The organism is Flavobacterium chungangense LMG 26729 (genome assembly GCF_000735715.2).
Classification (GTDB): domain Bacteria; phylum Bacteroidota; class Bacteroidia; order Flavobacteriales; family Flavobacteriaceae; genus Flavobacterium; species Flavobacterium chungangense.
In genome coordinates this window covers 19,691-39,097 of record NZ_JASY01000016.1, presented here as the reverse complement: position 1 = coordinate 39,097, position 19,407 = coordinate 19,691, and the positions used below count along the sequence as shown (strand labels likewise).

The following is a 19,407-nucleotide window of genomic DNA, read 5'->3' as shown; positions in this document are numbered from 1 at the left end:
TAGAAGTTGGAGCCGAGAATTAGTATAAAAAAGCAAATAAAATGTAAAAGGCGGGAATAATTCAAAATAGCAGCTAATAATGCCTCACTTTATAAATACTTCCTTGTCAAATAATGCAAAAATCCGGAATAGTTTTGGGAGTAACTTTTAACAAATTTTCGCTATTTAGAAATAAGTTTGAGCTAATTAAAGTCGTAGTTTTTAATGCAAAAAGCAATAAAAAACCCTTAAACGTTTCTGTTTAAGGGTTTTGTCTTTTGTAGCGAGGACGGGAGTTGAACCCGTGACCTCAGGGTTATGAATCCTGCGCTCTAACCAACTGAGCTACCTCGCCAGAATTGCATGTGAACCGTGTTCCTCATTGCGGGTGCAAATATAAAAATTATATTAAAAATGACAAGCATAAAATGAAGAAAAAAAAATATTTTTAAAAATGCATTGTTTTCGGACATATATTCTTATATTTCGAAAAAATTTAAAGCAACACATGGATTCAAAAATACGTTACGAAATAGAGTTTCCTATCAATTCTTCGCCACAACTATTATATCAATATATATCAACACCATCAGGTTTGTCTGAATGGTTTGCCGACAATGTAAATTCAAGAGGTGAGTTTTTTACTTTTATCTGGAATGATTCACAGGAAAAAGCACGACTTGCTTCTAAAAAAACCGGCGAAAAAGTAAAATTTAAATGGGTCGATGAGGCAAGTAAAGACACAGAATATTTCTTTGAACTGCATATATTGGTTGATGAATTAACCAAAGATGTGTCATTAATGGTAATTGATTTTGCTGAAAAAGAAGAAGTAGGGGAAGCTAAGCAATTGTGGGAGAATCAAATCTCAGATCTGAAACATCTTATAGGCTCTGTTTAGTAAAAGTCTATTTTATACCTTATATTTGCCCTGAACAAAATTCAGGGTTTTTTTATGATCAATTTTAACGGAAATGTATTAGAGCAGGAGAAGAATTTGTTAACTCAAAATCGTGCTTTTTTGTATGGTGATGGTGTTTTTGAAACACTAAAAATAGTTAACGGTAAAATCCTGTTTCTTGAAGATCATTATTTTAGGTTAATGGCTTCTATGCGGGTTGTTCGTATGGAAATTCCAATGAATTTCACAATGGAATATTTTGAGGAGCAGATTTTAAACCTGGTAAAACAAAAAGAGATTTCATCATCTGCAAGAGCCAGAATAACTGTTTTTAGAAACGATGGAGGGTTGTATTTGCCAAAAACAAATGAAGTCTCTTATTTAATTCATGCCACACCTTTAGAAAATGCTTTGTATGCATTAAATACAGCTTCATATGAAGTGGATTTATATAAAGACTTCTATGTAACAAAACAATTATTATCGTCTGTAAAAACGACTAATAAGCTCATAAATGTTACCGGAAGTATTTTTGCTCACGAAAATAGCTTAGAAAACTGTATTTTGCTTAATGATACGAAGAATGTGGTTGAGGTATTGCAAGGGAATTTATTTATGGTTACGGGAAAAAAACTAATTACTCCGCCAGTTTCAGAAGGTTGTTTAAATGGTGTTATGCGTAAGCAAATTTTAGCTTTGGCAAAGAAAATGGAAGGGATAGAAGTGTTTGAAGAAATAATTTCACCTTTTGATCTTCAAAAAGCAGATGAATTATTTTTGACAAATGTAATCACAGGAATACAGTCGATAACAAAATACCGAAAAAAGGAATTTACAGCTAATTTGGCTCATTTGTTAGTCCAAAAGCTAAACGAATCCATATCTCAAAATTAATTCAGATATGGATTCTCTGGTGCATTTGACCAAATAAGATAATCACCTCCAAGCTCTATAATTTGCTCTTTCCAAAAATGAGTGGTAGATTTTCCGATAATTTTGTTTTTATAACTGTTATCGGTTATAATCCAGGAGTTTCCCTGCATTTCATTCTCAAGTTGATTTTCATCCCAACCTGTGTATCCTAAGAAAAAACGAATGTTGTTTTTATGAATAGATCCGTTATTTATTAGGTCTTTAGTCGATTCAAAATCACCTCCCCAATAGATACCATTCGAAATCTCAACACTGTTTGGGATTAATTCAGGAATATTGTGAATGAAATAGAGGTTGTCCTGTTCTACAGGTCCGCCATTGTATATTTTGAAATTGGCATCAATTTCAGGAATTAAGTCATTAATAGTGTATTTTAACGGTTTATTAATGATAAAACCTATTGATCCTTCCTTGTTATGGTCTGCTAATAAAATTACCGATCTATTAAAAGATAAATCCCCAATTATAGAAGGCTCGGCAATAAGCAGGTGTCCTTTTTTTAATTTTTCTGAAATCATACGGCTACAATTTTTATTAAATTTAATCATAAAATTTTTAAAAACCCAAATAAAATCGATAAACCGTACAAAAAAACCCTCTATCAGGAGGGTTTTAATTATATTATAAGTTTAGAGAACTTTCTTACTTAGTTCACTGCACCTTCTAATTCAGCTCCGGCTTTAAATTTTACTACATTTTTAGCAGCAATCTGAATAGTTTTTCCTGTTTGAGGGTTTCTACCATCTCTAGCAGCTCTGGCAGATACTGACCAAGATCCGAAACCTACCAATGAAACTCTTCCTCCTTTTTTCAAAGTAGTACCTACGTTTCCTAAAAATGATTCTAAAGCTAATTTTGCAGCAGCTTTTGTAATTCCTGCATCAGCAGCGATAGCATCGATTAATTCTGATTTGTTCATAATAATTAGTTATTAATTGTTGGTTAAAAAAAATTGTTAATACACAAATTTAGTAGGAAATCCGTTCCTTGCAAGTGTTTTCTATAAATTTAGCAATAATTGTTAATAACTTATTTTTTTTGTTCATAAAACAACTAGTTTTATCACTAAAAACAGTTATAAACCCTTGTTTTACTGAGCTTAATAGACCTTGGCTGAATCAGAAAAAGTAATCCCGTTAAGTAATTCTGCCACTTGCATTCTCTTTTTTCCGGGTAATTGTAAACTCAAAAGGTGTAAAAATCCCCCTTGCACTGCAATTTTGATTTCTTTTTTACTGGAAATAAGTTTTCCTGTTTCATATGAATGCGATTCTAAAAACAGTTTTGCTTCATATATTTTGATACTTAATTCTTCGTTTTTATCCTTCAAAAAACACCAGGAAGCAGGATATGGGCTTAAACCACGAATCAGATTATTAATTTCTGTTCCGGATTTTGTCCAGTCGATTTTGCAGTTTTCCTTGTTTAGTTTATATGCCGTTTTTATATCGTCGTTATCTTCCTGGATAGTTGTGGTTACATTTCCATTTTCAATGACTTTTAAGGTTTCGATCACAGTTTTGCTTCCTAATAACATTAATCGGTCATGTAATTGTCCTGCGCTTTCTTCAGGTTCAATAGCAATTTCCGAATTTAAAATCATCGCTCCGGTATCAATTTTATCATCTATGAAAAAAGTAGTAACGCCGGTTGTATTTTCTCCATTGATAATAGCCCAGTTAATGGGGGCTGCTCCGCGATAATTTGGCAATAACGAAGCATGCAGGTTAAAGGTTCCTAAATCCGGCATTTCCCAAACAACTTTTGGCAGCATTCTAAAAGCGACTACGATTTGTAAATTAGCGTTCAAAGACTTTAATTTGGCTAAGAAATCTTCATCTTTTAAATTTGTTGGCTGTAGTAAAGTAAGGCTGTTGGCCAGTGCGTATTCTTTTACTGCCGAATATTTTAGTTTTTGTCCGCGTCCTGCAGGTTTATCGGCAGCAGTAATCACGCCAACAACATTGTAATTGTTTTTAATAATGGTATCCAAAATGCCGACAGCAAATTCAGGAGTTCCCATAAATATAATTCTCAATTCTTCCATTATGATTTTAAAGTGTATTTATTGTTTGCTAATATGGTAATATGATTGTTTTCTAATAACTCCTGAAGTACCAAAATAATATCGTTGGCATCCAGTTTTATCTGACTTTGAATTTCTCGCGAAGTTAAAGCAGCAGATTTTAATAAATACAAAATTTTATCAGCAATCGAATCTGCTTCGGTTATTTTTCCTTTTTGGGTAATACAATAAGAGCAAACACCACAATTCTCTGTTGTTTCTTCTCCAAAATAATCTAAAACTAATCGATTTTTGCAGGTCTTATTCTCTTTTATATAATGCAGTACAGATGAAAGCTGTTCTTTTTTTAATTGATTTTGTTTTTCGAGATATTTTGAAACTCTGTTTATGGTAAGATCATCTTCGCGGACTTCATTAAATAATATCGTCGCGTCGTTATTTTTTGATTTGTATTCGATGATTTCTTTTTCTCTCAATTTTTCCAGAACAGCAGCAACTTGTTCTTCGGTATGATTTGATTTTTTGGCAATCAACGAAATGTTAAAAGATGTTTTCATTTCGTAAATTCCGGGATACGTTCTCAAAATTGCCAAAATGATTTCTTCATCATTTGGATTCAGACTCATATATCGAATGACTTCTTTCGATTCAATTAAAAACTGCATCGTAATTTTCTCTGAAAATTCTTGTGACATTGTTATGATTCCCTGCTGATTCAAAAACTGCAAAGAGTTATACGTTTTTAAAGTAGGGAAGTCGTATTTATTACAAAAATGATTAAGTTTAAACGAAAAAGAATCATCCAGACCTTCGCCATAAGCAATCTGAAAATAATTGCAAAGTTTTACATACATCGTTTTTAGAAACTTTTTATCTGGCAAAACACTCAAAAATTGCTGTTCTGTTTGGTTTGAATCTGAATTGTTATAAAGTAAAACCGAAAACGCTTTCTCACCATTTCGTCCTGCTCTTCCAGATTCCTGATAATAATTTTCTAAGTTTTCGGGTAATTGTGTATGAATGACTGTTTTTACATTGTCTTTGTCAATCCCCATTCCAAATGCATTGGTCGCCACAATTACCTGTGCTTGTTCGGACATCCACAATCCCATGTTTTTGTCTTTTTCTTTTGCCGAAAGGCCACCGTGATAATATGTTGCCTTAAATCCTAATGATTGTAATTGGGTTGATATATTTAAGCACGATTTTCTGTTTCGTACATATATAATAGAAGGTTGTGGGTTTTTCTTTAAAATTTGCTCGACACGATACAGTTTGTCTTCGATTTCAAAAACCATATAGGCAATATTCTTTCTTTCAAATGACTGCTGAAAAAAATTAGGGTCTTTTAATCCTGCCTGTGTCTTAATATCTTCTACAACTCTTGGTGTTGCAGTCGCAGTCAAAGCCAAAAACGGAATTTTAGGAAAATATTTTTTAAGTTCAGAAATTTTTAAATAAGCCGGACGGAAATCGTGACCCCATTGCGAAACACAATGCGCTTCGTCAATAGCAATTAAATTGATAGGCAGATTTTTAATACGTTCCAAAATCCAGTCAGATTGTAAACGCTCAGGCGAAAGATAAAGAAACTTATAATTTCCGTATTGGCAATTATCCAGAAGATCTATAATTTCTTCGGTATGAATTCCTCCTGTTAAGGCAATAGCTTTAATTTCTCTTTTTTGCAGATTTGCCACCTGATCTTTCATCAAAGCAATCAAAGGCGAAACAACCAGACAAATTCCATCCTGCATCATGGCCGGAACCTGAAAACAAACCGATTTTCCACCTCCGGTAGGCAACAGCGCAAAAGTGTCCTGACCTGCTAAGACCGAATCAATAATTTCTTTTTGCAGTGGTCGGAAACTGTTATGTTTCCAGTATTTTAAAAGAATATCCTGTGCTTCCTGCATGGCCAATGTATTAAAGTTAAAAATTTAGAACTCAGATTCTAGTTTTGCAACTTTAAAACCGTTAGCTAAATTTTGTCTAATATATAAAGAATTCTGTTTTCAACCGTGTCTTTAGGAACTTCAATTAAATCGTATCCGTATTTTTTATAGGTTTCAATAAGATGTTTCTGAATTTCTAATGCCTGTTCAAAATTTTCATAACGCTCCGTGTCGCTCTGATAAATTTCTTCCCAGGGAGGTAAAATAAAAGTTTTAGAATATTTATAATCCTCACAGGCTTTCGTGAAAAACTCCGGATACTCGTCGCCAATATAATCCATATAAGCCACAACATCAGGGATTCCACGGTCAATGAAAACCACGTTATCAGGTTCCTGAAAAGCACTCCGGAATTGCTGAATACGGCCTTCAAGCAGCATTTCGCTAAACAGTAAAGGCTGTTCCAAAAACAATTGCTCGATGCCTCTTTTCTGGGCTTCGAGTGTAACTTCTCTTGAAATTTCAGGGTAGCAACAATAGCCACGAGCGACTAATTCGTTTATAAGCGTAGATTTTCCTGTGCCAGGACCGCCAAGGAGAACAATAATTTCTTTTTGCACTTTCGTAAAAATAAAGAGCAAATTTACCTAAAGTTATTCGTATTTGAAAAGAATATTTATCAGAAGCGAATGATTTCGCAAATTTAGCTAGCAAAGTTCTTGCTTTCAGCTATATCTTTTTATGGCGAACCCTGCATTTAATAGTGTTTCTGTGAATTTTACCATTCACAGAATAATCTTTTTTGATTCCATAAAAAAATGATTCCAAAAAAGATCTTATTTTCTGACTTTGACTAATTTTAAAATATCGGATTTATTCAATTGCATTTTTAGAATAAAAATAATTCATACAAATTAGTGAAATTCATGATAAATAAAATACGCGGATTTAATATCTTTTTCCAATATAAAATATCTAAAATCAAAAACGTATATTTGCGTTTATTTTTAATTACGAATGGAGAACGATAAAGAAAAAAACACCGCCGAATTTTACGAAAGATTAAAGGTTGAGCTGGACAATTCAAACACCTGGCCAGCAGAATATTTGTATAAATTTATAGTGCCTTCTGTAGCCGATAATGTAGAGCGCGTTGAAAAAGCTTTTGACAGGATGGGTGCGGTTATCAAAACAACAAAATCTAAAACAGGTAAATTTACCAGTGTTTCTATAGATGTAACAATGGATAGTGCTGACCAGGTAATTGGCAAATACAAGGAAGTTTCTACAATAGAAGGTATAGTTTCATTATAATTATGATCGATAAATATAAAAAAGAAGTCGCAAATGACGTTGTTTTTAACTTAGAATATAATTCTGAAAGACAACGTTTACTTATTCCGGAATATGGTCGTCATTTGCAAAAACTGATCGATCAGGCTACCCACATCGAAGATGATGAAACGCGCAACAAAGCCGCCAAATACATTATTCAGGTTATGGGAAGTCTGAATCCTCATTTGCGCGATGTGCCTGATTTTCAGCATAAATTATGGGATCAGCTTTTTATCATGTCTGATTTTAAGTTAAATGTAGAATCTCCATATCCAATTCCGTCACGTGATGTGCTGCAGTTAAAACCAGATGTTTTACAGTATCCGCAAAATTTTCCAAAATACAGATTTTATGGTAACAATATCAAGTACATGATTGATGTTGCGAACAAATGGGAAGATGGCGAAATGAAAAATGCATTGGTTCTGGTAATTGCCAACCATATGAAAAAATCGTATTTAAGCTGGAACAAAGACACGGTAAAAGACGATGTGATTTTCGAGCATTTATTTGAATTGTCAGGAGGAAAAATCAATTTATTGCAGAGTACGGAAGAGCTTTTAAATACTACAGATTTATTGCGCACCAACAAACGCATGTCAAATAAAATTACGCCACCCGGTCAACCAAAAATCCAAAGCAATAAAAATAATAAAGGCCCCGGGAAACAGAAACCTTTTCAAAAAAATAACAATCAGAAATAAATAAAGTTGCTAAGTAACATGGGTTTTGATCTCTAAAAAAAACTTAGAATCTTAGGAACTCAGCAACTCAGAACCTAAAAAAAGAATATGGGAGTATTTAAAATCGAAGGAGGAATTCCTTTAAAAGGAGAAATCACTCCGCAAGGAGCAAAAAATGAGGCATTACAAATTTTATGTGCCGTACTTCTTACGGGAGATAAAGTAACAATTAATAATATTCCCGATATTATTGACATCAATAAATTAATCACTTTGTTGGGTAATTTAGGAGTTAAAATTCAGCGCAATGCACCGGGTTCAATTACGTTTCAGGCTGATGAGGTTAATGTTGGATACTTAGAAACCGAAGCTTTCAAAAAAGAAGGAGGAGCGCTTCGTGGTTCTATTATGATTGTTGGACCTCTTTTGGCTCGTTTCGGAAAAGGATATATTCCAAAACCGGGTGGAGATAAAATTGGCCGCCGCAGATTAGATACACACTTTGAAGGGTTTATTAACCTTGGAGCAAAATTCAGATATAACAGAGAGGATCATTTTTATGGAGTAGAGACTCCTGAAGAAGGCCTTCAGGGAACAGATATGCTTTTAGACGAGGCATCTGTAACCGGAACTGCAAACATTGTAATGGCTGCTGTTTTGGCAAAAGGAAGAACTACAGTTTACAATGCTGCTTGTGAACCTTACTTACAGCAATTGTGTAAAATGCTGAACTCAATGGGAGCTAAAATCACCGGGGTTGGCTCTAATTTATTGATCATCGAAGGTGTTGAAAGTCTGAGAGGATGTGAGCATAGAATTTTGCCGGATATGATCGAAATTGGTTCCTGGATTGGTCTTGCAGCTATGACAAAAAGCGAAATAACAATCAAAAATGTAAGCTGGGATAATTTAGGTTTAATACCGAATACATTTAGAAAATTGGGTATTACAATAGAAAAACGCAACGACGATATTTATATTCCTGCCCACAAAGACGGATATGAAGTAAAAACAGATATTGATGGTTCAATCTTAACTATTGCTGATGCACCCTGGCCAGGATTTACACCTGACTTATTGAGTATTGTTTTGGTTGTGGCAACACAGGCTAAGGGCGATGTTTTGATTCACCAGAAAATGTTCGAAAGCCGTTTATTTTTTGTAGACAAATTAATCGATATGGGGGCAAAAATTATGTTATGTGACCCACATAGAGCTGTGGTTATGGGACATAATTTTGAATCTCAGTTAAAAGCAACTACAATGTCGTCTCCTGATATTCGTGCGGGGATTTCGTTATTAATTGCTGCATTATCTGCAAAAGGAACAAGTACAATTCAAAATATAGAACAAATCGACCGTGGATACGAACGTATCGATGAACGTTTGAGAGCAATTGGTGCTAAAATCGTAAGAGAATAAAAAGTCTCCAATGACAAATGAACAAAAAGCTATAAAAGCTACTTATTTTAGTATAGCTGGAAACACCTGCTTAGCCGTTATAAAAGGCTTGGCGGGTTTTTTTGGCAATTCTTATGCGCTGATTGCAGATGCGATCGAATCAACTACTGATATATTTTCGTCCTTTTTGGTCTTGTTCGGAATCAAATATTCGAACAAACCGGCTGATGAAAACCATCCTTACGGTCACGGGCGCGCAGAACCTTTAATCACTTTTTTGGTAGTTGGGTTTTTAATTACTTCGGCAACGATCATCGCGTATGAAAGTATATCCAATATTCAGAATCCGCATAATCTTCCAAAATCCTGGACTTTGTATGTTTTAGGTGCAATTATTGTCTGGAAAGAATATTCTTTTAGATTGGTAATAAAACGCAGTAAACAAACCAATAGTTCGTCTTTGGCTGCAGATGCCTGGCATCATCGCAGTGACGCCATTACTTCAGTAGCAGCTTTTGTTGGAATTTCCATTGCGCTGTTTATGGGAAAAGGATATGAATCTGCAGATGATTGGGCAGCACTTTTTGCGTCTTTTTTTATCTTATACAACAGTTATAAAATTTTCAGGCCTGCCCTGGGTGAAATCATGGATGAAAATCTTAATGATGATCTTGTAGAAGAAATTCGCATAAAAGCATTAACGGTTCAGGGTATTTTAGGAACCGAGAAATGTTTTATCCGCAAAGCTGGAATGCGTTATCACGTAGATCTTCATGCTATTGTATCAGCTAAAATTTCTGTAAAAGAGGGACATGATTTGGCACATAAATTAAAAGATACTTTAAGAGGAGAGATTCCGGAACTTGGCCATGTTTTGATTCATGTAGAGCCAGATGATTATAATTAGAGAGGTTTCGTAAGGCTAAGCTTTAAGTTGTAAAATCTCTTATAAATTCTTGTTACTGTAAATAAAGCAAAATTCCTTACTGCGCGGAATTGAAGCTTATGTTGTCAAATTCTAAAATAATTTAATCTGTTTAAATTGTCAGGGCAAGTTTATCTGGTAAATTAAGCGATTTTTTCTGTTAATATCGTGAATATGAATTTAGGGTTGATGCGTTAGGGATGGGAGCGGCATCCTTTTTGTTTTTTTCTTTAAAAATAAAAAGATACAGCGGACAGCCCGGCCGGAGGTAACGCCAATAAAGAATCTATTAAAAAATTAATCTAAAACATTCAGAATCTTCAAACCAAAAATAACTCCGTTCTGCTGGATTCCGCTTTGGTACGAATGAACATAATCAACCCGGAACAATTTAAATTTACCAAAACCTAAATTATCTAAACCAACTGTGAACTCAGAATAAGGATTTCTGTCCGGAAGTGCCAATGAATGAAAGCCAATATTCATAGTTGATTTTAAAAGATTGATCAGCGGGATTTTATTAGTTAAAAATCCCATGTCATTGTGCTCTAAATGTATTTCAAGATAGCGGTCATTTGTACTGTTTGAGTAGTAGGGCATTAAGTTGAAAACATTCAGATAACGATCTGTTGTGCCAATATGAGTCTGGTTTCCGTTAAAATGCCTGTAATCGATAAAAGAAATATTTTTAGCATTAAAGAATTTTCCGGCTCTGAAATTCATCCCCAGAATCCCTTTGTTTCCCAGTGATAAATCATACTGAATGGAAGCACCGATTCTTTCGAATTCATATTTTTTCTCGCTTGCTGCAAAGGCTTTCTCCAGTACAAGAAAAATGGTTGGATATTTATCGTTTTTAAAGTTATATCTTCCGTCAGGTCTTGAGATATATTTATTTCCAAAGTTAATCCTGGCTGTAAGGTTAGTTTTGAATAAATGGTGCTGATCAAAAGAGGATGTGAAATTTTCCGGCGCGAGAGGGTTGTTTGATGAATAAACATCATTTCTACTGAAAAAAGAATAATCTGTTGTGTTAAAAAGTGATTTTCTTTGTTCATAGGCTATTTTACCATTTAGATTGATTCCGTTTGCAATATCCTGAGTATAGTTAAGCTGGGCAAATTCCAAATTATACAATTTCATATAATTGTCTTTAAAAAATAAAGAGCTTACAGAATTGACAATTTTCTTTATGGGGTCAGCGCCATTAAACTGTGCCGTTTTTGTTCCTCCCGAAGCCGAAATTGTAGCATAATTTACCGTGTTAAACCGATGTGTGAATTCGCCAATAATACGAAGACGTTTATCAGAAAATCCATAATTGAAAATTGTATTTATTGAAGTGCTTTTGCCGTTTTCTTCATTCCATTTTTTAAATGAAAAACCAGAATCTAAATTAAAACCCTGGACTGTATTGAAACTTAAAGAAGTCAGGTTTAGTAAACCTTCATATTTAAAAGAATACTTTTTGAACGTGTTTTTGTAATCATAGCCCTTCAGGATATCCCAAACTTTAAATTTGTTGTTTTTGGCATCAACTGAATCTGTATATTTTTGGGATTTTCTAAAGGTCTGAAGACTGTCTTTTTTGATATAATCATTACTTTCTTCAAGTGTTAAAGGAATCGGACGAATTTCATTCCAGAACGAATTGTCTTTTTTATTAGCATTCAGGTCAAAAGCAACTATTTCGTTTCCAAATGTCTTCTTGGCAAAAGAAGACGGAAATTCATAATTAGAGTAAACATAATTAAACTGACCTGAAAATTTTATTCCAAAAGCACCTGCATTAAAAGAAAGTGTTTGTGCGTTTTTTGACCATATTTTATTTTGTGAATTATAACTGAAAGTCTGTTTTAAATTCATTACTTCAGTAAATTCATTTTTCGCCCGGTAGCCTTTTATATCAAAATCAACTGCATAAATTGCAAAACTATCATCGACAATGTAAATGTAACCTTCAAAAACAGGTTCTTTATCCCTCTTTGGAATTACTTTTATTTTATAAATCTGCTGTTTATTATCGTCATAAAAGCTTCCCTCCAGTTTATAGGTATAATAGCTCAAAGCATTTCCGGCAATAGGAGAGATAAGGTTAACATCAAATTCTAATGTGTTGTCATAAAAATCGTAGGTCGATAATGCAGCAGTATTATAACTGAAGCCGTTGTTGTTTCCGGAGATTTTAGAAGCAACAATTGTTTCTTTTAATTTGTCAGGCTTTTGAAAAGTAATTTTAGAAATGGTTTCTGATAAATATAGAATTCCGGTACCGGTTGAATCCAGATTAGAAGACAAATCAGCGCCAAGGTCTATTTTTTGCCCTAGTATTTTTTTAGGCAGATCTTTAACTTTTAAAATTCCTTTTGAATAAAAGTCAGCAGTAAAACGGGCTGTTTTTTCAGAATTTTCTTTTCTGTTTGCAATGGCGTGTTTAATAATAGTAGTTGCAGGATTGTTTTTTGGATCGATTATAACTTCATTTAACGCAAAACTTTCTTCCGACATTTTAACATCAAGTACGGCAGCTTTTGAATCTGAAGAAATAGCTATTTTTTGAGTTTTATAACCCATGTACTGAAAAACGATTTTGTTTTTGCCCGGTTCTTTTACATTCAACTGATACTGTCCAAGTTCATTGGAGGTTGTACCGGAATATGTATTTTCTTCAAAAACAGATACAAAAGCCAGAGGAATTCCTTTTTCATCGGTTATAGTACCTTTGATTTGGGCAAAAGTTGAAATTGAAAAAAATAAAAAGGCGAGTAAAATATAGTTTTTCATGTAAGTGGGTTCTCTTACAAAATTAAAACAAGTTGAATCTGTACTTATTAATAATTTGTTAAATAATGTGTGATAAAAATGACTGGATAGCCAATTCGTAGCTTTTTAATCCAAATCCTAAAATAACACCTTTTGCATTTCCGGACAAATACGACTGGTGTCTGAAGCTTTCACGTGCATAGGTATTTGAAATATGAACTTCAATAACAGGAGTTGTTACTGCTTTTATTGCATCGCCCAGACCAATTGAAGTGTGAGTGTAAGCGCCTGCATTTAAAATAATTCCGTCGTATGTAAACCCATATTCCTGAATTTTGCCAATTAGTTCTCCCTCAATATTACTTTGATAATAGGAAAGTTCAATATCAGGGAATTTCTGTTGAAGGGTTTCAAAATAATCTTCAAAAGTCTGGCTCCCGTAAACTTCAGGCTCTCTTTTTCCTAATAGATTCAGGTTGGGTCCGTTTATTATAGCAATTTTCATATTTGAGTTTTGTTTAAAATTATAAAAACTGTCAATGCTGTCAGTTCAATTAACAATACTATTTAAATTGAATTTAATTGACAATGTGGTCCGTTTTACAATTATTATTTAATGTGGTAAAAATAAAAAAAACCGTTCTAATTAAACAGAACGGTTTCTATAAACTATGTTATATTTTTTTTAGAACAAGAATCCGGCAGATAATTGTACTGTTGAGTTTTTAACATCAGCATTTTTTGAAGCTTCTGTTAATCCTAAACCATAACGACCCTGAATGAAAAGATTCTTTGTGATTTTAAATCCTAAACCGGCATTAACTCCAAATTCAAATGTTTCAGCATCTTCAACGTCAAAATTATTTTTTTCACTTAATAAAAAAGAAGCTTGTGGGCCCACTTCCAGACTGAATGAATCAGTTAGATAAATTTTTGCCATGACCGGAATTGATAGATAACCTAGTTCATTTTTAAATTCAGTTACTGCATTTTTATAGCTTGCACCTTGTGTAGAGTATAAAAGCTCAGGCTGTACAGCAAATCTATCCAGTAATTTAATTTCTGCAACAAGTCCTGCATGGTAGCTTGTGATGCCTTCTTTATTAAAGTCCTCACCTTCAAAAGTTGCATCTCCGGTTTGATTTGCAAAGTTTACCCCGGCTTTTACCCCGATTTTTAATAATTGTGCCTGAATTGAAGCTGATGATGCGATCACAAATGTTATCGCTAAAATTATCTTTTTCATATTATTAATTTTAAGTTTTTGATTAATACAAAATAACACAAATAAAAACTCAGTATTTTTATATTTATTGTTTTTTGGATTTCATAATTTCCATTTTAGAAAAATTGTGAGAAAAAAAATCTTTTTTTTACTAATTGAACGAAAATTACTCACAATTTCGTCTCTTTTTTTATATCACTAATTTTAGTGATTTTTAAATAGCTAATTATTTGAAAAATAACATTTTGATTCTTTTAACAAGATTATTTATAACAAAATATAATAATTATTTTACAATTTAATTTGGTTTATTGAGTTTTTATAACATAGATTTGCGCCATTAATTAATTTTAATTTAAAAAAAAAATGAAAAAAATTGTTTTATCAATGGTTGCTGTTTTAGCATTTGGATTTGCAAATGCACAAGAATCTACAGGAAAAGGATTCTCTAAAGGAGATATTTTTATTTCTGGATCATTTGGAATTAATTCTGAAAAAGAAGGAGATAATAAGTCTACTGGATTTGAAATTGCGCCAAAAGTTGGCTTTTTTGTTACTGAAAATATTGCTATTGGTGGAAAATTAGGTTTTTCTTCTGATAAAGCAGAAAATGCAATTACTGATACTCAAGACGAGGCAAGATTAACAGTTGGTGCTTTTGGTAGATATTACTTTACACCTTCTTCTGATTTTTCTTTATTTGGTGAGCTAGGTGTTGATTACAGTTCTGTTGATGACAAATTAAATGATTTTAAAGCAAATGAAATTGGTGCTAACTTAGGTTTAGGTTTAAGCTATTTCGTATCTAGTAATTTTGCTATCGAAGCTACTTGGGCTGGATTAGGTTACACTACAAATGATAATGGTGGAGACGGAGCAGACAAAACTAATTCTTTTGGTTTAGGTGCTGATTTAAGTTCAATCAACTTTGGTCTTCTTTACAAATTCTAATTTGTATTTAAACTTATATGAAAACCTTCCCTAACCGGAAGGTTTTTTTATGCTCAAAAATGTGTTTACTTTGTAAAGATGAAATGGAATACCTATATTAAAGATTATCAGTCGTATTTGCGAATAGAAAGAGGTTTGTCAAAAAATACAATCGAAAATTATGGTTTCGATATTGAACGCTTATGTCTTTTTTTAGAATCCAATCAAATAGAAGTGTCTCCAATAAAAATCTCAGATGAAACGGTTCAACAATTTATTTATTCAGTTTCAAGAGAAGTTAATCCGAGATCTCAGGCCCGAATTATTTCAGGCTTAAAAAGTTTTTTTAATTATTTGGTTTTTGAAGATTACAGAACAGATAACCCGCTGGAATTAATAGAAGCTCCCAAAACAGGGCGTAAATTGCCGGATACGTTGTCAGTTCAGGAAATAGATAATCTGATTGCGGCTATAGATTTAAGTTCGAACGAAGGGGAAAGAAACAGAGCGATGTTGGAAACGTTGTATGGTTGCGGACTTCGTGTTTCGGAATTGGTGACCTTAAAAATTTCAGACCTTTTTTTTGAAGAAGGATTTATAAAAATTACCGGAAAAGGAAATAAGGAACGTTTTGTTCCTATTGGTAATTTAACCCAAAAATATATTAACATTTATCAAAAAGAAGTTCGGGTAAATTTGAAAATAAAAAAAGGAAATGAAGATACTTTGTTTTTGAATCGTAGAGGAAATCAGCTTACACGTGCGATGATTTTTACCATCATTAAAGACTTAGCTGTAAAAATTGGCCTAAACAAAAATATCAGTCCGCATACTTTTAGACATTCTTTTGCGACACATTTATTAGAAAACGGTGCCGATTTAAGATCTATTCAGCTCATGCTCGGACATGAATCAATAACAACAACTGAGATTTATGTTCATTTAGACAGAAGTTTCTTAAAAGATGTAATGCATGCTTTTCATCCCCGAAGATAATTTTTTAAAGAAAAATTAGTTATTATTAGTGACTTTTTTAAAAAGGAATATTTTGAAATATTAAGGTTTCTTTTTTGCGGAAAGTTGTAGCCTCAAATTTAAATTAATTTAAACTTACACAAGTAACTATGGTTTTTGATTTAGATGAAAATACAGATTGTAATAATGTTAATGATTTTTATAAAAAATTGTTTGCTGAAATTCCTGATTTGATTTTTCAGTTTATTATCGATGTTGATAATAATTATTCATTTCCATTATTTAGTAAATCAATTGAAGAAATATTTGAATTAAGTACGAGTGATTTTTTAAATAATATCAAATCTGCTATTTCTGAAAGAATCCATCCCTCAGATCGTGATTTGTTTTTTCAGTCATTTGTAAAAGCTAGAAAGCAAGTTTCCAGATGGGAAGTTGAATTTCGGGGAATATTGCCTGAAAAAGGCTTAAGATGGTTTAAAATCTCATCTAAATCCGAATTGTCTTCAGATGGCAAGGTGAGTTTTTTTGGGCATCTTTCGGATATTACAGAGTTAAAAGATAAAGAATTGAAACTGCGTATTTCTGAAGAACGGTTTCAATTTGCTTTAGAAGCTTCTACAACCGGTGTTTGGGATTGGAATATGCTTACTAATAAAGTGTTTTATTCCTCTTTGTCTTTGAAGATTTTAGAGCTTGAATCGGCAGATGTACTTGATGATCCTGAACGTTGGGATCAGATTGTGCATCCTGATGATTTGCCGAAATATTATTCGGATATTCAGGATCACTTTGAGAATAAGATTCCTTATTACGAAAATTATCATCGCGTAATGACCTCAAGCGGAAATTATAAATGGATATTAGACAGAGGAAAAGTAATTGAACGAGATGAACAAGGAAAGCCTTTGCGTGTTATAGGAACCCATACTGATATATCTGTGCAAAAAGAAAAAGAGTTGGAGCTTATAAAAACGATGAAATTATATAGTGATCAAAATAGTCGATTGCTAAATTTTTCACACATTGTTTCGCATAATTTAAGTACACAGGCCGGTAATATTAAATCTATATTGGATTTTATTGATATTGATGAGAAAAAAGAAACGATAAAAGAGATGTTAATACATCTTAGAACAGTTTCTAATGATTTGAATGATACTATTTTGAACTTGAATCAAATTGTTCAGATTCAGAGCAATATGAGTATAATTATCAGACCATTGAATTTGGTAGAATACATCAATAAAACAATTTCAACTATTAAGAATTTTAATTCCGAAACAAATGCAAATATTATAAACAACGTACCCGAATACGTAACGATAACTTTTAATCCGGCCTATCTTGAAAGTGTGCTTTTAAATTTTGTAACCAATGCGATCAGATATGCCCATCCAGACAGGAGTCCAATAATTATTTTCGATTATACTATAGAAAAAGAGGGGCATAAAGTTCTAAAAATAAAAGATAATGGTCTGGGGATTGATTTAGATGCATATGGTGACTTGTTGTTTGGAATGTATAGAACTTTCCATAAACATAAAGATGCCAGGGGTATAGGCTTGCATATTACCAAAAATCAAATAGAAGCCATGAACGGAAAAGTCTTTGTTGAAAGTGAGGTTGGAGTGGGAACTGTGTTTAAAATTGTTTTTAATGATGAGTTGTGATTTAAGGCTAAATCAGAAATAAAAAAAAACTTCTCAGTGATGAGAAGTTTTTTTATTTTAAATATGTTTTGTGAATTTATTTAGCAATGTTTACTGCTCGGGTTTCACGAATAACAGTTACTTTTACCTGACCAGGATATGTCATTTCTGTTTGAATTTTCTGTGAAATTTCGAAAGACAAATTAGCTGCATTTTCATCAGATACTTTTTCGCTTTCTACAATTACACGAAGTTCTCTACCGGCCTGAATGGCATAAGCATTTTTAACACCGCTGAATCCGTAAGCTACTTCTTCAAGATCTTTCAAACGCTGAATGTATGAATCTAAAACCTGACGTCTTGCGCCTGGTCTCGCACCGGAAATAGCATCACAAACCTGAATAATTGGGGAAAGTAATGATTTCATTTCGATTTCGTCGTGGTGAGCTCCAATAGCGTTGCAAACCTCTTCTTTTTCACCGTATTTCTCTGCCCATTGCATACCTAATAAGGCGTGTGGTAAATCGCTTTCAGTATCTGGAACTTTACCAATATCATGAAGTAAACCTGCTCTTTTAGCTAATTTAACATTCAGACCCAGTTCAGCTGCCATTATACCACAAAGTTTAGAAACTTCTCTGGAGTGTTGCAGTAGGTTTTGTCCATAAGAAGAGCGGTATTTCATTCTTCCGACAACTTTAATCAATTCAGGGTGTAAACCGTGAATTCCTAAGTCGATAACAGTACGTTTTCCAACTTCAATAATTTCGTCGTCGATTTGTTTTGCAGTTTTAGCAACAACTTCTTCGATTCTGGCTGGGTGAATACGTCCGTCAGTAACTAATTTGTGTAATGACAAACGGGCAATTTCTCTACGTACCGGATCAAAACATGAAAGAATAATAGCTTCAGGTGTGTCATCAACAATGATTTCAACGCCGGTTGCAGCTTCAAGAGCTCTAATATTACGCCCTTCACGACCGATAATTCTACCTTTTACATCATCGGATTCAATGTTGAAAACAGAAACACAGTTTTCAACAGCCTCCTCTGTTCCAACTCTTTGGATAGTATTGATGATGATTTTTTTAGCTTCTTGCTGAGCAGTAAGTTTTGCCTCTTCAATTGTATCCTGAATGTGAGACATTGCTTTGCTTTTAGCTTCAGCTTTCAGGCCTTCTACTAATTGCTCTTTTGCTTCTTCGGCAGAAAGCCCCGAAATTACTTCCAATTGCTGTAGCTGACTTTTGTGTAGTTTATCAACTTCAGTTTGTTTTTTGTCGAGAAGTTCAATTTTGTTATTATATTCTGCTGTTTTAGCTTCAAAATCATCATTTACTTTTTTAGCTTTTGATAATTCATTTGAAACCTGTGATTCTTTATCACGAACTCTTTTTTCAACTTCAGCTACTTTTTTGTCTCTGGATAAAATTACCTGCTCGTGTTCTGCTTTTAATTCGATAAATTTTTCTTTTGCCTGAAGAATTTTATCTTTTTTAATATTTTCAGCTTCTAAATTAGCGTCTTTTAAAATAGATGCAGCTTCTTTTTTAGCATTTTTGATTAAGTTAGAAATATTGCTTTTTTCGATAATTTTAGCTATCGCAAAACCAGCTGCAATGCCAACAATACCTGAAATAATGATCGTTATGATGTCCATATTTGTTAAAATTTATATATAAAAAAGCCTACATTAATTGCTTGAATAAACTCGTAAAGACAAGTTTTGAGCTAACTCACTGTTCAAGTTTCCAAGCTGAAGCATGGCATACTATAGTAGCGAC

18 protein-coding genes and 1 tRNA gene are annotated in these 19,407 nt (G+C 33.1%); 9 read left to right on the top strand and 10 right to left on the bottom strand.

The features are described from left to right. Positions 1-260: 260 nt before the first annotated feature. A tRNA-Met gene (locus JE46_RS19665) sits at positions 261-334 on the bottom strand. A gap of 153 nt (positions 335-487) precedes the next feature. Here JE46_RS19665 and JE46_RS19660 point away from each other — a divergent pair. After that, positions 488-880 (top strand): START-like domain-containing protein, encoded by a 393-nt coding sequence (locus tag JE46_RS19660; RefSeq protein WP_007804463.1) that lies wholly within the window; start codon positions 488-490, stop codon positions 878-880. Positions 881-934: 54 nt separating this feature from the next. Next, positions 935-1,774, top strand: a complete 840-nt coding sequence (locus tag JE46_RS19655) for an aminotransferase class IV (protein ID WP_031456996.1) — start codon at positions 935-937, stop codon at positions 1,772-1,774. On the opposite strand, the gene JE46_RS19650 is transcribed toward JE46_RS19655, so the two are convergent. The 5 genes from JE46_RS19650 to JE46_RS19630 all read right to left on the bottom strand — a co-directional run bounded on the left by JE46_RS19650 (position 1,771) and on the right by JE46_RS19630 (position 6,354). Beyond that, entirely contained in the window at positions 1,771-2,331 is a 561-nt protein-coding gene (locus tag JE46_RS19650) for a YqgE/AlgH family protein (RefSeq protein WP_031456995.1), read from the bottom strand. The two genes, JE46_RS19655 and JE46_RS19650, sit on opposite strands and share 4 nt — an antisense overlap. Positions 2,332-2,459: 128 nt before the next feature. Beyond that, positions 2,460-2,732 (bottom strand): HU family DNA-binding protein, encoded by a 273-nt coding sequence (locus JE46_RS19645; protein WP_031456994.1) that lies wholly within the window; start codon positions 2,730-2,732, stop codon positions 2,460-2,462. Positions 2,733-2,912: 180 nt separating this feature from the next. After that, the gene (gene fmt, locus JE46_RS19640; RefSeq protein WP_031456993.1) at positions 2,913-3,860 is read right to left on the bottom strand and encodes a methionyl-tRNA formyltransferase; all 948 of its coding nucleotides are present in this window, start codon (positions 3,858-3,860) and stop codon (positions 2,913-2,915) included. Beyond that, on the bottom strand, positions 3,860-5,755 hold the full coding sequence (locus JE46_RS19635) for a RecQ family ATP-dependent DNA helicase (protein ID WP_031456992.1): 1,896 nt from the start codon (positions 5,753-5,755) through the stop codon (positions 3,860-3,862). The genes fmt and JE46_RS19635 overlap by 1 nt, the downstream gene beginning before the upstream one ends. Before the next feature lie 65 nt (positions 5,756-5,820). Then, a complete protein-coding gene (locus JE46_RS19630; RefSeq protein WP_031456991.1) occupies positions 5,821-6,354 on the bottom strand; it encodes an AAA family ATPase in 534 nt (177 codons plus the stop codon). 397 nt (positions 6,355-6,751) lie between these two features. Between JE46_RS19630 and JE46_RS19625 the strand changes: the two genes are divergently transcribed. The 4 genes from JE46_RS19625 (at position 6,752) to JE46_RS19610 (ending at position 10,060) form a co-directional block, all read left to right on the top strand. Further along, entirely contained in the window at positions 6,752-7,048 is a 297-nt protein-coding gene (locus JE46_RS19625; RefSeq protein WP_031456990.1) for a DUF493 family protein, read from the top strand. Between the two features lie 2 nt (positions 7,049-7,050). Next, positions 7,051-7,773: a DUF4290 domain-containing protein gene (locus tag JE46_RS19620; RefSeq protein WP_031456989.1), complete on the top strand. Its 723-nt coding sequence runs from the start codon at positions 7,051-7,053 to the stop codon at positions 7,771-7,773. Positions 7,774-7,860: 87 nt separating this feature from the next. Further along, a complete protein-coding gene (gene murA, locus JE46_RS19615) occupies positions 7,861-9,174 on the top strand; it encodes a UDP-N-acetylglucosamine 1-carboxyvinyltransferase (RefSeq protein ID WP_031456988.1) in 1,314 nt (437 codons plus the stop codon). Between the two features lie 10 nt (positions 9,175-9,184). Further along, positions 9,185-10,060 carry a cation diffusion facilitator family transporter gene (locus tag JE46_RS19610; RefSeq protein WP_031456987.1) on the top strand — a complete coding sequence of 292 codons (876 nt, stop codon included), beginning with the start codon at positions 9,185-9,187 and terminating at the stop codon, positions 10,058-10,060. A 315-nt stretch (positions 10,061-10,375) separates the two neighbouring features. Here the strand turns inward: JE46_RS19610 and JE46_RS19605 are convergent, their stop codons facing one another. The 3 genes from JE46_RS19605 to JE46_RS19595 all read right to left on the bottom strand — a co-directional run bounded on the left by JE46_RS19605 (position 10,376) and on the right by JE46_RS19595 (position 14,087). Then, on the bottom strand, positions 10,376-12,862 hold the full coding sequence (locus JE46_RS19605) for a DUF5686 and carboxypeptidase regulatory-like domain-containing protein (RefSeq protein WP_031456986.1): 2,487 nt from the start codon (positions 12,860-12,862) through the stop codon (positions 10,376-10,378). 58 nt (positions 12,863-12,920) lie between these two features. Next, positions 12,921-13,346 carry a type II 3-dehydroquinate dehydratase gene (aroQ, locus tag JE46_RS19600; protein ID WP_031456985.1) on the bottom strand — a complete coding sequence of 142 codons (426 nt, stop codon included), beginning with the start codon at positions 13,344-13,346 and terminating at the stop codon, positions 12,921-12,923. Between the two features lie 180 nt (positions 13,347-13,526). After that, entirely contained in the window at positions 13,527-14,087 is a 561-nt protein-coding gene (locus JE46_RS19595; protein WP_031456984.1) for a porin family protein, read from the bottom strand. Positions 14,088-14,432: 345 nt separating this feature from the next. Between JE46_RS19595 and JE46_RS19590 the strand changes: the two genes are divergently transcribed. The 3 genes from JE46_RS19590 to JE46_RS19580 all read left to right on the top strand — a co-directional run bounded on the left by JE46_RS19590 (position 14,433) and on the right by JE46_RS19580 (position 17,644). Beyond that, positions 14,433-15,017: an outer membrane beta-barrel protein gene (locus JE46_RS19590; protein ID WP_031456983.1), complete on the top strand. Its 585-nt coding sequence runs from the start codon at positions 14,433-14,435 to the stop codon at positions 15,015-15,017. Positions 15,018-15,095: 78 nt separating this feature from the next. Beyond that, a complete protein-coding gene (gene xerD / locus JE46_RS19585; protein ID WP_031456982.1) occupies positions 15,096-15,992 on the top strand; it encodes a site-specific tyrosine recombinase XerD in 897 nt (298 codons plus the stop codon). Positions 15,993-16,120: 128 nt separating this feature from the next. Continuing rightward, on the top strand, positions 16,121-17,644 hold the full coding sequence (locus JE46_RS19580) for a sensor histidine kinase (RefSeq protein ID WP_031456981.1): 1,524 nt from the start codon (positions 16,121-16,123) through the stop codon (positions 17,642-17,644). A 76-nt stretch (positions 17,645-17,720) separates the two neighbouring features. Here the strand turns inward: JE46_RS19580 and rny are convergent, their stop codons facing one another. Continuing rightward, positions 17,721-19,283, bottom strand: a complete 1,563-nt coding sequence (rny, locus tag JE46_RS19575; RefSeq protein ID WP_031456980.1) for a ribonuclease Y — start codon at positions 19,281-19,283, stop codon at positions 17,721-17,723. Positions 19,284-19,407: the final 124 nt, after the last annotated feature.

Coding starts and splice junctions, on each gene's coding strand:
- JE46_RS19660 (WP_007804463.1), top strand. CDS start 488: ATGGATTCAAAAATACGTTACGAAATAGAGTTTCCTATCAATTCTTCG.
- JE46_RS19655 (WP_031456996.1), top strand. CDS start 935: ATGATCAATTTTAACGGAAATGTATTAGAGCAGGAGAAGAATTTGTTA.
- JE46_RS19650 (WP_031456995.1), bottom strand. CDS start 2,331: ATGATTTCAGAAAAATTAAAAAAAGGACACCTGCTTATTGCCGAGCCT.
- JE46_RS19645 (WP_031456994.1), bottom strand. CDS start 2,732: ATGAACAAATCAGAATTAATCGATGCTATCGCTGCTGATGCAGGAATT.
- fmt (WP_031456993.1), bottom strand. CDS start 3,860: ATGGAAGAATTGAGAATTATATTTATGGGAACTCCTGAATTTGCTGTC.
- JE46_RS19635 (WP_031456992.1), bottom strand. CDS start 5,755: ATGCAGGAAGCACAGGATATTCTTTTAAAATACTGGAAACATAACAGT.
- JE46_RS19625 (WP_031456990.1), top strand. CDS start 6,752: ATGGAGAACGATAAAGAAAAAAACACCGCCGAATTTTACGAAAGATTA.
- JE46_RS19620 (WP_031456989.1), top strand. CDS start 7,051: ATGATCGATAAATATAAAAAAGAAGTCGCAAATGACGTTGTTTTTAAC.
- murA (WP_031456988.1), top strand. CDS start 7,861: ATGGGAGTATTTAAAATCGAAGGAGGAATTCCTTTAAAAGGAGAAATC.
- JE46_RS19610 (WP_031456987.1), top strand. CDS start 9,185: ATGACAAATGAACAAAAAGCTATAAAAGCTACTTATTTTAGTATAGCT.
- JE46_RS19605 (WP_031456986.1), bottom strand. CDS start 12,862: ATGAAAAACTATATTTTACTCGCCTTTTTATTTTTTTCAATTTCAACT.
- aroQ (WP_031456985.1), bottom strand. CDS start 13,346: ATGAAAATTGCTATAATAAACGGACCCAACCTGAATCTATTAGGAAAA.
- JE46_RS19595 (WP_031456984.1), bottom strand. CDS start 14,087: ATGAAAAAGATAATTTTAGCGATAACATTTGTGATCGCATCATCAGCT.
- JE46_RS19590 (WP_031456983.1), top strand. CDS start 14,433: ATGAAAAAAATTGTTTTATCAATGGTTGCTGTTTTAGCATTTGGATTT.
- xerD (WP_031456982.1), top strand. CDS start 15,096: ATGAAATGGAATACCTATATTAAAGATTATCAGTCGTATTTGCGAATA.
- JE46_RS19580 (WP_031456981.1), top strand. CDS start 16,121: ATGGTTTTTGATTTAGATGAAAATACAGATTGTAATAATGTTAATGAT.
- rny (WP_031456980.1), bottom strand. CDS start 19,283: ATGGACATCATAACGATCATTATTTCAGGTATTGTTGGCATTGCAGCT.